The 13,658-nt window shown below is 74.5% G+C and carries 10 protein-coding genes; 9 read left to right on the forward strand and 1 reads right to left on the reverse strand.

The features are described from left to right. Nucleotides 1–6: 6 nt before the first annotated feature. From ACIBIW_RS01080 to ACIBIW_RS01115, 8 genes are all read left to right on the forward strand, one after another. The gene (locus ACIBIW_RS01080) at nucleotides 7–807 is read left to right on the forward strand and encodes a phytanoyl-CoA dioxygenase family protein (RefSeq protein ID WP_399330538.1); all 801 of its coding nucleotides are present in this window, start codon (nucleotides 7–9) and stop codon (nucleotides 805–807) included. Between the two features lie 14 nt (nucleotides 808–821). Next, on the forward strand, nucleotides 822–1,373 hold the full coding sequence (locus tag ACIBIW_RS01085; protein ID WP_399330540.1) for a DUF6309 family protein: 552 nt from the start codon (nucleotides 822–824) through the stop codon (nucleotides 1,371–1,373). Continuing rightward, a complete protein-coding gene (locus ACIBIW_RS01090; RefSeq protein ID WP_399330542.1) occupies nucleotides 1,370–5,554 on the forward strand; it encodes an AMP-binding protein in 4,185 nt (1,394 codons plus the stop codon). The genes ACIBIW_RS01085 and ACIBIW_RS01090 overlap by 4 nt, the downstream gene beginning before the upstream one ends. 53 nt (nucleotides 5,555–5,607) lie before the next feature. Further along, nucleotides 5,608–6,864: an aspartate aminotransferase family protein gene (locus ACIBIW_RS01095; RefSeq protein ID WP_399330544.1), complete on the forward strand. Its 1,257-nt coding sequence runs from the start codon at nucleotides 5,608–5,610 to the stop codon at nucleotides 6,862–6,864. A 36-nt stretch (nucleotides 6,865–6,900) separates the two neighbouring features. Continuing rightward, on the forward strand, nucleotides 6,901–7,797 hold the full coding sequence (locus tag ACIBIW_RS01100; RefSeq protein ID WP_399330546.1) for a TauD/TfdA family dioxygenase: 897 nt from the start codon (nucleotides 6,901–6,903) through the stop codon (nucleotides 7,795–7,797). Next, on the forward strand, nucleotides 7,794–8,549 hold the full coding sequence (locus ACIBIW_RS01105; protein ID WP_399330548.1) for an SDR family oxidoreductase: 756 nt from the start codon (nucleotides 7,794–7,796) through the stop codon (nucleotides 8,547–8,549). Before ACIBIW_RS01100 ends, ACIBIW_RS01105 begins: the two co-directional genes overlap by 4 nt. A gap of 2 nt (nucleotides 8,550–8,551) precedes the next feature. Next, nucleotides 8,552–9,307: a hypothetical protein gene (locus ACIBIW_RS01110; RefSeq protein WP_399330550.1), complete on the forward strand. Its 756-nt coding sequence runs from the start codon at nucleotides 8,552–8,554 to the stop codon at nucleotides 9,305–9,307. 191 nt (nucleotides 9,308–9,498) lie between these two features. Beyond that, entirely contained in the window at nucleotides 9,499–10,356 is an 858-nt protein-coding gene (locus tag ACIBIW_RS01115) for an LLM class F420-dependent oxidoreductase (RefSeq protein ID WP_399330552.1), read from the forward strand. A gap of 250 nt (nucleotides 10,357–10,606) precedes the next feature. On the opposite strand, the gene ACIBIW_RS01120 is transcribed toward ACIBIW_RS01115, so the two are convergent. Beyond that, nucleotides 10,607–11,629, reverse strand: a complete 1,023-nt coding sequence (locus ACIBIW_RS01120) for a LacI family DNA-binding transcriptional regulator (RefSeq protein WP_399330554.1) — start codon at nucleotides 11,627–11,629, stop codon at nucleotides 10,607–10,609. A 235-nt stretch (nucleotides 11,630–11,864) separates the two neighbouring features. Here ACIBIW_RS01120 and ACIBIW_RS01125 point away from each other — a divergent pair, with 235 nt between their 5' ends. Then, nucleotides 11,865–13,589 carry an ABC transporter substrate-binding protein gene (locus ACIBIW_RS01125; protein ID WP_399330556.1) on the forward strand — a complete coding sequence of 575 codons (1,725 nt, stop codon included), beginning with the start codon at nucleotides 11,865–11,867 and terminating at the stop codon, nucleotides 13,587–13,589. Nucleotides 13,590–13,658 lie beyond the last annotated feature (69 nt).

Raw genomic sequence — 13,658 nt, forward strand, 5'->3', positions numbered from 1 at the left:
TTCCAGATGTCACTTTTCTCCGTCGACAGCGGAGCGGTCGCGGCACGGCGGGAGCAGTTCTCCCGGTCGGGGTTCCTCGTCCTGAGCGGCTTACTCCCGACGCCGCTGCGCGAGCGCGTCATGCGGGAGGTGGACCACTGGGTGGACGACGGGCTGCGCGCCCGGTCGATAGCCGCCTGCGTGGGCCCGGAACCGGCACAGGCACCGCCGGTGCTCGAACTGGAGCTGCCCGCCCATGGCGAACTCCTCACCCACCAGCCGCTGCTCGAAGTGGTCGAGGGGCTGCTCGGCGCGCCGTTCGTCTTCCACCACCTGCACAGCGACCGGCACGGCCCCGGCACCGCGGGCAAGCCCTGGCACCACGACTACGAGCCCAACGACAGCGGCGACCGCGGTCTGCATATGGTGCACGCCCTGCACTACATCAGCGGCCTCGACGGCACCGTCGGCAACCTCACCCTGCTGCCGGGCTCCCACCACGAGCCGCGCGGCAAGTCCGCGCTCGCCCACCTCGGCACGGCGCGCCAGCCCGGCGAGATCGTGGTCGACAGCCTGCCGCCCGGCTCCACGGTGCTCATCAACTCCGCGCTGCTGCACGCCCGCAGGCCCGTCCCCGGCACCGGCGAGCCCGGCTCGGCCCGCTACTTCGTGGACGCCTCCTACTGCCAGACCGGGGCCCGCTGGCGGCCGGTGAAGCCGTACTGGCGGCACATGCTGGCGAGAGCGCGGGACCTCGGCCTCGGCGGCGGCAGATGGCCCGAGCTGTTCGCCGAGCGGCACTTCACCGAGTACGCCAGGTCCGCGTGAGGAAAGGGGCAGGGATGCGTGTGATCAGGCCGGTGCCGCCCGACGAGGTGCTGACGACGTTCCGCAGGGACCACCCGCCGCGGCGGCGGCACACCGCGAACAGCAACCAGAGCGCGGTGGAGGCCCTCGAACTGGCCGGGCGCGCCTTCGGCGGCTGGACGGAGGTACGGATCTCGCGGGCCGAGGTGCTCGGTGTGATGCTGCCCTGGCACACCTCGGAGGGCGGCGGTTTCGAGGTCGTGCCGCGCACCGGGCGCACCGTCGCGGAGGCCGTGGGCTTCCTGCGCGGGCGCGCCGGGGAGATGACGCGGGCGAACCCGGTGTGCGCGGCGAAGCTCGACCTGTTCAGGGACGCCCCGATCGGCCCCGTCTACCTGAGCACCCGCCCGCTGCCGCACAGCGACTACGCGGGCCTGCCCGAGGGGGAGGGACTTGTGCACCTGGACGGTCTGCACCGCATGCTGGCCTGGGAGTTGGCCGCGCGGCTGCCGAAGGACACGGGGGTCACCGCGTTCGTCTGCGGGGCCCTCGGCACCGGGTCCCCCGCGGAAGGCCGGGGCGCATGACGCGCGGCACGGGGCCGGAGGACACCCTGCCCTGGCTGCTGGCGGACGCCGCCGGGAGCCACCCGGGAAGGCAGGCGCTGAGCGACGGCACCAGGGCGTTCGACTACCGCGCCCTCGGGGCGGTGGCACACGGCACCGCGGCGGTCGTAAGGGGCCTGGGCGCGGGCCGCGGCGACCGGATCGCGCTGCTCGGGCCCAGGGACGCGCGTCTCGCGGCGCTGCTGTACGGGGTGTGGCGTGCGGGCGCGGTCGCGGTGGTGGTCGACCCGGGGTGGAGCGCGCCCGACGTCCGCGCGCGCCTCGACGCCGTGGGGGTGTGCCACGCCCTCACCGCGGCACCTGGCACCCGCGCCCCCGGTCCTTACCGTACGAGGACCGTGCCCGTCGACGGGCTCGCGGAGCGCGGCGGCCCGCCCGACGGTGCGCCCCGCGCCTGGTGTCCCACCCCCTCCGACGTGGCCTACCTGTCGTTCACCTCGGGCTCCAGCGGGGCGCCGAAGGCGGTGGCGGTCACCCATGCCAACGCCGTCCACTACGCACGCGCGCTCGCCGGGCGCCTCGGCGTCACCGCGGCCGACGCGCCCCGTGTCGCCCATGTCACCACGCTCGCCGCCGACTTGGGGCACACCTCGTGGCTGCTCGCGCTCGCCACCGCGGGCGGCGTGCACTTCGTCGCCGACGACCTGGTGCGCGACCCCGAGTCCTTCTGGGCCGCGCTGGAAACCGCCCGTGTCACGATGGTGAAGACCACGCCCTCGCACCTGATGGCGCTCACCGCGGGGCGCCCGCGGAGCGCGCCCGCGCTCGACACCGTGCTGCTCGGCGGGGAGGCGCTGCCCCGGGAGTTCGCGGCGCGCCTCCTCCACCAGGGCGTCGCGGCGCGCCTGGTGAACCACTACGGGCCCACCGAGACCACGGTCGGCGCGACCTGCTTCACCGCCACCGACGCGTCCCAACTCCCCGCCGACGAGGCCACGGTGCCCATCGGCACCGCGCTCGGCGAGGTCGAGCTGCGGCTGGTGCCCGACGGGGAGCGCGGCGAGCTGTACATCGGCGGACGGGGCGTCGCCGCGGGCTACTTCGGGCGGCCCGAGGAGACCGCGCGGCGCTTCGTGCGCCACGGCGGGCTGCGGATGTACCGGACCGGGGACGTGTGCAGACGGCGGCCCGACGGCACCCTCGTCTTCGTCGGCAGGACCGACCGGCAGGTCAAGGTGCGCGGTTTCAGGGTCGATCCGGAGGAGGTGGAGCGGGCGATGGACGCGTTCCCCGGCGTCGAGCGGAGCGCGGTCGTGGTGCGGTCCACCGACGCGGGCACCCAACTCCTCGCCGCCGTGCGGCTGTCGGGGCAGGGCGATGCGAACGGCACCACGGCGGCGCTCCGTTCGCGGCTGCGTGGGCTGCTGCCCGAGCACGCGGTGCCCGGCGCCATCCTCGCGGTGCCCGAACTCCCCCTGGGCGCCAACGGGAAGGTGGACCACACGGCGCTCGGGGCACAGCTCACCGACCTCGTCGGGAGCCGGGCGCGCGACGGCGGCCGAGAGGCGGCGCAGGGGGCCGAAGAGCCGCTGGCACGCGCGGTGGCCGAGCTGTGGGCGAAGGCGCTCGACCTGCCCTTCGTCGCCCCTGGCGCCGATGTGCTGGGCCTCGGCGGTGACTCCATCCTCGCCATGCGCACCGTCGTCTTCCTGCGCGGCAGGGGGCACCGGGTCTCGTTCGCCGACTTCTACGAGCACCCGACGGCCGCCGGGCTCGCCGCCGCGGCCCGTACCGCCCCCGCCGCGCCGCCGCCCCCGGAGCCGGCCGCCGCGCGCGGGGCGCTCGCGCCCGCCCAGCGCTGGCTGCTGCGGCTGCCGCCCGACGCGCTCGACGACCCGCGGCACTTCAACCAGTCGGTGCTGCTGCGGTGCGCGGTGCGTGTCGACGCGGGGGCGCTCGCCGCCGCGGTGTGCGCGGTGCTCCGCCGCCACCTCGCGCTGCGGGTGCCCGTCGGCCCCGAGGGGCCAGGGGTCCCGCGGCCCGCGGACGACGCGGACGGTGCGGACGCCTTCTCGTGCACGTCGCCGCGGGACGAGGCCGCCGTCGGCGAGATCTGTACCGGGCTGCACCGCGGCCTCGACCCTGCGGCGGGGCGGCTGCTGCGGGTGCACCTGTTCCGCGGCGGCCCCGGCCGCGACGACCGGATCGCGGTGCTCGCCCACCACCTCGCCGTCGACGGGCTCTCCTGGCGCATCCTCCTCGACGACCTCGCGGCCGCCTACCGCGCCGCCCTCGACGGCGGGCGCCACGAGCCCGCGCCGACCGGCGACTTCTACGCCTGGGCCGCCGGGCAGCCGCCCGCCCCCGCGCCCCGGGACACCGGACCCGTCACCCCGCTGCCGGTGGACGACGCGGGCGGCGCCGCACGCCCCAGGGCGCTGCTGTGGCGGCTCGACGAGGCGGCGACCGCCCGGCTCGTCGCACGGCACGGCCGGGCGGGGCGCCTTGAGGCGCTGCTGCTCGCGGCGTTCACGGACGCGGTGACGGAGTGGAGCGGTCAGCCGGGCCTCCGGGTGGAGGTGGAGACCCACGGCAGGGACACCGGCGAGGGGCGGCACCTGGACACGGTGGGCTGGTTCACCGCCGTGAAGTGGCTGACGGTGGCCGCCGCCACCGGGGCCCCGTACCCGGGCGCACGTCTCGACGCCGTCCGGGAACAGCTCCGTAGCGCACCCCAACTACCCATGGACACCGGGGGTTTGCGGCCCGAGGCGGCGTTCAACTTCCTCGGCTCCTTCCGGCTGCCCGCCGATCCCGCGCTCGGCTGGTCGGTCGCGGACGAGCAGGCGGGGGCGGCGCGCTGCACGGGCGCCGACACGCTCTACCGGCTGCGGCTGACCGCGCGTGTCGTGCACGGCAGGCTGGTCGCCGACCTCGTCCACGCGGCCCCGCGGGTGTCGCACCGGCACGCGGACCGGCTCTTCACCGCCTTCACCCGGGCGGTCGCCACCGCGGCAGGCGCCGGGGCGGACGCGCACCACGCCTCCCCGGTGTCGACGTCGGGCCAGCTCCTGCACACCGGCGCCACCCCGCCGCCCCGCGCCCGGGTGGTGTCCGAGCCGGTACGGGTGCTGCTGACCGGGGCCACCGGCTACCTCGGCGGCCATCTGCGCACCGCACTCGCCGAGCGCGGCGCGCGGGTGCTGTGCCTGGTGCGCGCGGAGGGCGACACCGCGGCGGCCGGGCGCCTCGGCGGGGCCGCGGCGGTCGCGGGCGACATCAACCGGGACGGCCTCGGCCTCACCCCCGCGGGGCTCGCGCGGGCCCGCGAGTGCCGTGTGGTGGTCCACGCCGCCGCCGACGTACGGCTGGTGGCCTCGCCCGGCGAACTCGAACGCACCAACAGCACCGCGGTCGGACGGCTGCTGGCGTGGATCGACGCCGAGGCGCCGGGCGCCGCGCTGCACCATGTGTCCACGCTGGGCGTCGCCGGCACCGTGCCCGCCCCCGGGCGCCGCTTCGGCGAGGCCGACCTGCGGATCGGCCAGGAGTTCAGGACACCGTACGAGCGGGCCAAGTTCCACGCCGAGGAGACGGTGCGCCGCTGGGCGGCCTCGGGACGGGAGGCGTACATCCACCGCAGCGGGCACATCGCCGCGCACAGCCGCACCGGCGCCTTCCAGCGCAACCTCCAGGACAACCGGATCTTCCAGACCGTGCGCGGCTACGTCCTCGCGGGCGCGGCGCCCAGGCGGCCCGCGGTGACCTTCGCGTTCTCCTACGCGGACACCGTGGCGGCGGGCATCGCCGCACTCGTCACGCACCCCGGCGCCGCCCCCGGCACGTACCACGTGGAGAACCCGCACCCGCTCCCCCACGACGAACTCGTCGGCTGGCTCGCGGCCCACGGCTATCCGATCACGCTCATGGACGACGACGCCTTCGCGGCGGCGCTGGCCCGCGCCGAGCGGCGCGATCCGCACGCGGCCGGGATCGCCTCCGCCTGGTCCGCGCTCGACGACCGTGGCGTCGTCGTGGACAGCGCCTGGACGACGGCGGTGCTGGCCCGGCTCGGGGTGCGCTTCGCCGCGCCCACACCCGCGTGGTGGTCGCGCGTCCTCGCCCGCGCCAGCGACACCGGCTTCCTGCCGCCGCCCGCGCAGGCCCCGTCGACCGGCCTCAGATCCCCCCAACTCCTCTAGCAAACAACCGACTTCGACGACCGGCACCCACCCGCACCACGGAAGGTGAAGCCATGTCCCAGCTCTCCCCCCTGCTCAAACAGGCCACGCCCGTCGTCGCCACCCGCGGTGCGGGCATGTACCTGTACGACGCCGACGACCGCCGCCATCTCGACTTCACCTCGGGGGTCGGGGTGACGAGCACGGGACACTGCCACCCCCGAGTCGTCGAGGCCGTGCGGGAGCAGGCGGGCCGCCTCTTCCACGGGCAGTACACCACCGTGCTGCACACCCCGCTGCTCGCCCTCACCGAGCGCCTCGGCGAGGTGCTGCCGCCAGGACTCGACTCGCTGTTCTTCCTCAACTCGGGCAGCGAGGCGGTGGAGGCGGCGCTGCGTCTCGCCCGGCACGCCACGGGCCGGCAGAACGCGATCGTGTTCGACGGCTCCTTCCACGGCCGCACCATGGGCGCGGCGGCGCTGAGCACCGCGGGCATCAGGTTCCGCGCGGGCATCGGACCGCTGATGCCGGGGGTGGCGGTGGCCCCGTTCCCCGACGCGTTCCGGCTCGGCATGGGCGAGGAGGAGGCAGTCGAGCACGCGCTGCGCGGCCTCGACCACGTGCTCGCGACGGTGTCGGCGCCCGCCGAGACCGCGGCCCTCTTCGTCGAGCCGGTGCTCGGCGAGGGCGGCTATGTGCCCGCGCCCGCCGGTTTCCTCGCGGGGCTGCGGGAGCGGGCCGACCGGCACGGCATCCTGCTGGTGGCCGACGAGATCCAGGCCGGGTACGGCCGCACCGGCACCTTCTGGGCCCACCAGTACGAGCCGGGGGTGGTCCCCGACATCCTGGTCACCGCGAAGGGCCTGGCCAGCGGCATGCCGCTGTCGGCGATCGCGGCGCCCGCCGCACTGATGGGGAAGGCGTGGCCCGGCTCGCACGGGGGCACGTACGGCGGCAACGCGGTGGCGTGCGCCGCGGCGCTCGCCACGCTCGACGTGATACGCGACGAGCGTCTTGTGGAGAACGCGGCCGAGCAGGGGGCGCGGCTGCTCGAAGGGCTGCGGAAGGCCGCGGCCGACGCCCCGGCGATCGCGGACGTACGCGGACGCGGCCTCATGGCGGGCTGCGAGTTCCGCGCGCCCGACGGCTCCCCCGACCAGGAGGGGGCGCTGCGGGCGCAGCGCGCGGCGGCCGGGCGCGGGCTGCTGCTCCTGACGTGCGGTGTGTACGGCAACGTCGTCCGGATGATCCCGGCACTTGTCGTCACCGCGGGGCAGATTGACGAGGCACTGGACATCTGGCGGGCGGCCGTCACGGCGGCGGCCGAATAGCGAACCCGTACCGGCGCGGAGAGGACGGAACACGGCATGGCCGAGACCACACGGAACACACAGGGCGCGGGGAGCGCGGCGGGGGCACCCGCCGCGGAGCCCGGGCAGGGCACGGGCGCCGGCTGGACCAGCGCCCATCTGGAGGCGCGGCGAGGCGACTGGTCGCTGCCGCTCGGCGACGGGGACCGGCGGCTGCTGTGGGAGGACGCCACCGCCGGGCGGTGGGACGCGGCAGACGGGGTGCGGGCGCGGCTGCGCGCGTTCATCGAGGGCAGCCTGGACGCGGTGGGCTTTGCCCACGTCGCGAACCTCATGGACCCGGCGGCGCCCGACACCGAACTGGTCGACGCGTTCTCCTTCTTCCTGCGGGAGCTGGGCGAGATCATCCCGCAGAACGCGGCGGGCGACCTCACCCAGGTGCTGCGCGACCGGGAAGGCGACGGCGCCACCGAGCTGGGCTTCCACGCCGACACCTGCGACCTGCTGGTGCTGCTCTGCCTCCAACCCGCCGCCGACGGGGGCGGGTTCACCAAGCTGGCGAGCGCGGGGCGGGTGCACGACATCGTGGCGCACGAGCGGCCCGACGCGCTCGCGCTGCTGAAGGAGCACTGGCGCTTCGACCGCACGGGCCGGGCGGGGCAGCAGATCATCCACTCGCCCATCCTGTTCACCCAGGACGACGGCACCGTCGGCTGCTACTACCAGACCCGCACGGTACGGGCGTCGGCCCAGCTCGACGAGCCCCATCTGGCGGCCCTCGACCACCTCGACGACGTGCTCTACCGCCCGGAGATCGCGTTCCGACTGCGGCTGGGCGCGGGCGATCTGCTGGTCATCCGCAACAGCCGTGTCCTGCACGGCCGTTCGCCCTACGTGGACGAGCCGGGGCCGCGCTCGCGCCGGGTGCTGCGGGTCTGGATGAACACCCCGTGAGCGGCGCGGGGAGGGTCGCGGTGGTCACCGGCGGCGGCAGCGGGCTCGGCAGGGCCGCCGCGCTCGCGCTGTTCGCCGACGGCTGGTCGCTGGCGCTCGCGGGCAGGCGGCGCGTCACCCTGGAGGACACCGTCGCGGAGGCGGGCGCCGACGCCGGGCGCGCGCTGGCCGTGCCCACCGACATCTCCCGCCCGGAGCAGGTCACCGCGCTGTTCGACGCCGTGCGGGAGCACTTCGGCCGGGTGGACCTGCTGTTCAACAACGCGGGCGCGGCGGTGCCGCGGCGGCCGGTGGCCGAGGTGGACCTCGCGGACTGGCGGCGGGTGATGGACACCACCGTCACCGGCACGTTCCTCTGTGCCCGCGAGGCGTTCCGCGTCATGCGGGAGCAGTCGCCGCGCGGCGGGCGGATCATCAACAACGGCGCGCCGTCCGCGCACGTCCCCCGCCCGCACGCGATCGCGTACACCACCGCCAAGCACGCGGTGCTCGGGCTGACCCGCGCGCTGTCCCTCGACGGCCGCCCGTACGACATCGCGTGCGGGCAGATCGACGTCGGCAACGTGACACCGCTCGACGGCTCCCCGCAGCCGCCCTCGGCCCAGGCCGACGGGTCGCGGGCGGTGGAGGCGACCATCCCGGTGGCCCGCTTCACCGAGTCGCTGCTGCTGATGGCGTCGATGCCGCTCGACGCCAACGTGCAGTTCCTGACGGTGCTGCCCACCACCATGCCCTACCTGGGCAGGGGTTGACGGTGCTGGTCAGCGCGCGTTCCTTCGACGAGTACCGGGCGATGTTCGCGCTCACGGACGACGATCTCACCGGGCGGGTGCTCGACTGCCCGGGCGGCGCCGCGAGCTTCACCGCCGAGGCGGGCGCGCGGGGGGTCGACGCGGTCGCCGTCGACCCCCAGTACGGCCCCGGCAGGGCGGGCCTAGGCACCCTGGCGCAGCGCGAGATCGCGCACAAGCACGCCGATGTGGCGGCGGGCGCCGGTGCGTACGTGTGGAGTTGGTTCGGCGATCCGGAGCGGTACACCAGGGCGCGGCTCGCCTCGGCGCGCGCGTTCACCGCCGACATCGCGGCGCGCCCCGGGCGCTACGTGGCCGGGGCGCTGCCCCGGCTCCCCTTCCCCGACCGCTCCTTCGACCTCGTCCTCAGCTCCCATCTGCTGTTCTCGTACGGGGCGGGGCTCGGCGAGGACTTCCACCTCAGCTCGCTGGTGGACCTGGTACGGGTGGCGGCCCGGGAGGTGCGGCTCTTCCCCGTGCTGCTGCACACCAGCGACCTGCGCTACCCGGGGCTCGACCGGCTGCGCCGCAGGCTGGAAGGGCTCGGCGTGCCCTCCAGGATCGAACGGGTCGGCTACGAGTTCCAGCCGGGCGGCGACGAGGCCCTGGTCCTCGACTGCGCGGGGCGGGGCCCGCTGCCGACCGGGCGTCCGGGCGCCACCGCGCACGACCCGGTGAAGTGGCGCCACCGCGGCGGCCGCGGCGCGGCGCCGGGGTGAGGGCGCCCCCGTGTGAACACATGTCGCCGCCGCGCGCAAGGTCCCGTGTTGCCCTGGACGCGGCGCCCGCGCTCACGCAGGGTGGGAGCACGGGCCCGGACGGCGGCGCTCCACGGCGCCGGGGGCCCGTGAACGGCGGGGAGCGGCCGGTACCGGACGCTCCCGGCATCACCCATCAGTGAGGACATCTCATGGAACTTGGCCTGCACGTCGCCAACTTCACCTGGAGCGGCGGCCCCCGGGCGCTGCGCGACACCCTGGCGCGCACCGTACGGGACGCGGAGGCCGCGGGCATCGCCCGCATCACCGTGATGGACCACCTCTGGCAGATCCCGGGCGTGGGCCGGCCGGAGAACGAGATGCTGGAGGCGTACACCACGCTCGGGTTCATCGCCGCGCACACCGAGCGGGTGCTGCTGCACACCCTGGTCTCCGCGGTGGTGTACCGCGAGCCAGGGCTGCTCGCCAAGCAGATCGTCACCCTGGACGCGCTCTCCGGGGGCCGTGCGGGGCTCGGGATCGGCGCGGCCTGGTTCGAGGAGGAGGCGCAGGGCCTCGGGCTGCCGTTCCCGCCGGTCGGCGAGCGGTTCGAACGGCTGGAGGAGACGCTGCGCATCTGCCTGGCGATGTGGGGCGCGGACGAGGAGCCGTTCGAGGGCGCCCACTACACGCTCGGCCGCACCCTCAGCAGCCCGCGCCCGCTGCGCACCCCGCGCCCCTACCTGCTGCTCGGCGGCGGCGGCGAGCGCAAGACGCTGCGGTACGTGGCCCAGTACGCGGACGCCTGCAACCTCTTCGGCGGGCCCGAGACCCCGCACAAGTTCGACGTGCTGCGGCGGCACTGCGACGAGGTGGGCCGCGACTTCGACGACATCGAGAAGACCACCACGCTCGCGGTGGCCCCCGGCACCGGCCGCGACGACCTGCTGCACCAGCTCAAGGAGCGCCGCGACCTCGGCTTCACGACGGCCTATGTGGCGGGCGGCGGTGAGCCGGACGCACTGGTGGACCTGCTGGCCTCGGTCGTCCAGGACGTCGCCGAGGACTGAGGGACACCGCGCCGCGGCCCCGCGGGCGCCGGTCAGACGGCCAGGCGGCGGACGGTGGCGAGGCCCCCGCCGCGGTCAGCGCGGCCGACGTCGCGGGGATCGCGGCGGTGGCGGTGCGGAAGCGGCCGACACCCGCCCGGCCGTGCGTCCGGGACACGGGCGCCGCGAGCGGCACCGGCACGGCGCCCGGACGCCGCCGCACACCACGGAGAGGCACCACGGGGCGCGCATCGCGCGGCCCCCGGCCGTCCTACGCCTTCACCCGGCCCGTGCTCCCCCGGGGCACGAGCCGCGCCGGTGCGTCCTCAAGGCCCTCCGCCGCGCCGTGCTCCACGAACGCGCCGAGCACCCGCGCCGCATGGGCGCCGTATGCGGGAATGTCCCTGCTCAGGGCGGTGAGCGCGGGGCGCACCACCCGGCAGAGCTGGGAGTCGTCCCAGGCCACGAGCGACAGGTCGCCCGGCACGTCGAGCCCCATCTCCTGCGCGACCGACAGCCCCGCCACCGCCATCAGGTCGTTGTCGTAGAGGATCGCGGTCGGGCGCGCGCGCCCGCTGATCAGCCGGCGGGTGGCGTGCGCACCCTCGTCGCCGGTGTAGTCGGTGTGCACCACCACCGGTTCCGCCAGGCCGAGTTCGGCGCAGAGCGCCATGTGCGCGCGGTCCCGCAGCCGGGTGTGCACCAGGTCGGGCAGGCCCGCGACCCGGGCGATCGAGCGGTGCCCGAGGGCGGTGAGGTAGGCGACGGTGTCGCGCAGCGCGGCGGCCTCGTCCGACCACACGGCGGGCAGCGGCCCCGCGGCGCCCGGGTCCCCGATGACCACGGCGGGCATGCCGAGTTCCAGCACCCGCTCGACCCTCGGGTCCTCCTCGCGCAGATCCGCGAGGAAGACACCGTCCACCCTGCCCTCGCCCCACCAGCGCTGGTACACCTCCGCCTCCTGCGCGGGATCGGCCACCACCTGGAGCAGCAGGGCCCGGTCGCGCGCGGCGAGTTCGCTCTCGATGCCGCTGATCAGCTCCATGAAGAACGGCTCCACGCCGAGCACGTGCGCGGGCCGACACAGCGCGAGCCCGACGGTGTCCACCCGCGCGTGTGTGAGCGCCCTTGCCGCGCTGTTCGGCCGCCAGCCGATCTCCTCGGCGATCGCCTTGATCGCGGCCCGGGTGGCGGGAGAGACCCCTGGCCGGTCGTTCAGCGCGTACGACACCGCCCCCTTGGAGACCCCGGCACGCCGTGCGATGTCGGCGATGGTGGGACGCTGCTTGGGCATGGGGCGCCTCCTTCCTTACTTAACCGGTTCGGAGGGGGGCAGCTTAGCGGGTGGTGTGGTCAAGGGATCAAGAACGCGGAGTTGGGAGCGCTCCCCTCCCGTCCCCCCGCCCTATTGACACATCCCACGCCCCGCCATAGCTTCCCCTCACTTACCCGGTTCAGCTATCCCCGTGCCGCCGCGCCATCAGGACGTTGATTTGTCGAGTGCATGACTAAACGAGAGAGAGGGACCGATGGGTATTCGGGGGCGGATCACCGCCGCGCTTGTCGTCTTCGGACTCGCCGCCACCGCGTGCACCGGCGGGTCGTCCTCGGGTTCCGGGCCCTCGGGGCCCGCCGCCGGCGGCGCGCTGCCGCGCAACGAAACGCTCTACACGACCGGCACCCAGTGGGGCCCGCCCGCCAACTACAACCCGTTGCGGGACTGGGACTGCGCCACCGGCACCAAGGGGCTCGCGTACGAGACCCTGTTCCACTTCGACCCGAACGCGGGCAAGCTCACTCCCTGGCTCGCCACATCGGGGAGCTGGACCGACGACACCACCTACGAGCTGAAGCTGCGCCCCGGTATCACCTGGTCCGACGGCAAGCCGCTCACCGCCGACGACGTCGTCTACTCGTACGAGATCGGCAAGATGGCGGCGGCTCCGACGCACACCATGTGGAGCTGGCTCTCCGGGGCCAGGAAGGTCGACGACACCACCGTGCGCTTCAGCTTCGAGCAACCCCACTACCAGGAGTGGGACTTCGACCTCTACGGCATCCCGATCGTGCCGAAGCACGTCTGGGGCGGGCGCTCCGAGAAGGACGTGCTGAACGGGGTCAACGACAAGCCGGTGGTCAGCGGCGCGTACACGCTCAAGAGCAAGGGCCAGGACCGGGTGGTCTGGCAGCGCAGGGACGACTGGTGGGGCACCAAGGCGCTCGGGATGACCCCGGCGCCGAAGTACATCGTCGACGTCTCCAACCCGAGCAACGAGGTCGTCATCGGGCAGCTCAACCAGGGGCAGTTGGACCTGAGCAACAACTTCCTGCCGGGCGCCGCGTCCATGGTGAAGGCCGGGAAGGTCGTCTCGTACCACGACAAGCCCCCCTACATGCTGCCCGCCAACACCGCCTGGCTGGTGCCGAACACCACCAGGAAGCCGATGGACGACGCCGAGTTCCGCAAGGCGCTGGCCAGTTCTGTCGATGTGGACAAGATCGTCAAGGGGGTCTACGGGCAGCTCGTCGACAAGGCCGGTCCTACGGGGCTGCTGCCGCAGTGGGACAAGTTCGTCGACAAGGGCGAAGTGGCGCGCAAGGGCTTCTCGTTCGACACCGCGAAGGCCAGGAAGCTGCTGTCCGAGGCGGGTTACAAGGACGGGAACGGCGACGGCTACGTCGAGAACAAGGACGGCTCCGCGATCAGCCTCAAGCTGATGGTGCCGAGCGGCTGGACCGACTGGATGGAGGCGTCGAAGGTCATCGCGTCGAGCGCCAAGGCCGCCGGCATCAGGATCACCCCGGGCTTCCCCGACCAGAACGCGCTCAACGAGCAGCGCGGCAAGGGGAACTTCGACCTCATCATGGACAACCAGCGGCAGCTCTCCAACACGCCCTGGACGTACTACCAGTACCTCTTTCAGCTCCCGGTCCTCGACACCCAGAACACCGTCAACTTCGGCCGGTACGAGAACAAGCACGCCTGGGACCTGGTGCAGCAGCTCGGGCAGGTGAAGACGGACGACACCGCGGGGATGCGGAAGGTCATCTCCCGGCTCCAGGACATCCAGTTGACGGACATGCCGCTGATCCCGCTCTGGTACAACGCGCTGTGGGCGCAGTCCAACCCCGGCACCTGGACCAACTGGCCCTCGGACAAGGCGGGCGCCCCGCACTCGGCGCCCGCGATGTGGCGCAACTGGCTGGAGATGGGCGGCTTCGAGACGCTGACCACCCTGAAGCCGGCGAGCTGACGCGACCGGCACCGGCCCCCACCGCCTCCCCGCGCGGGGCCGGTGCCGTCCCCCGCAGGCACCGACCGA

The organism is Streptomyces sp. NPDC050560 (assembly GCF_044457285.1).
Taxonomy (GTDB): Bacteria; Actinomycetota; Actinomycetes; order Streptomycetales; family Streptomycetaceae; genus Streptomyces.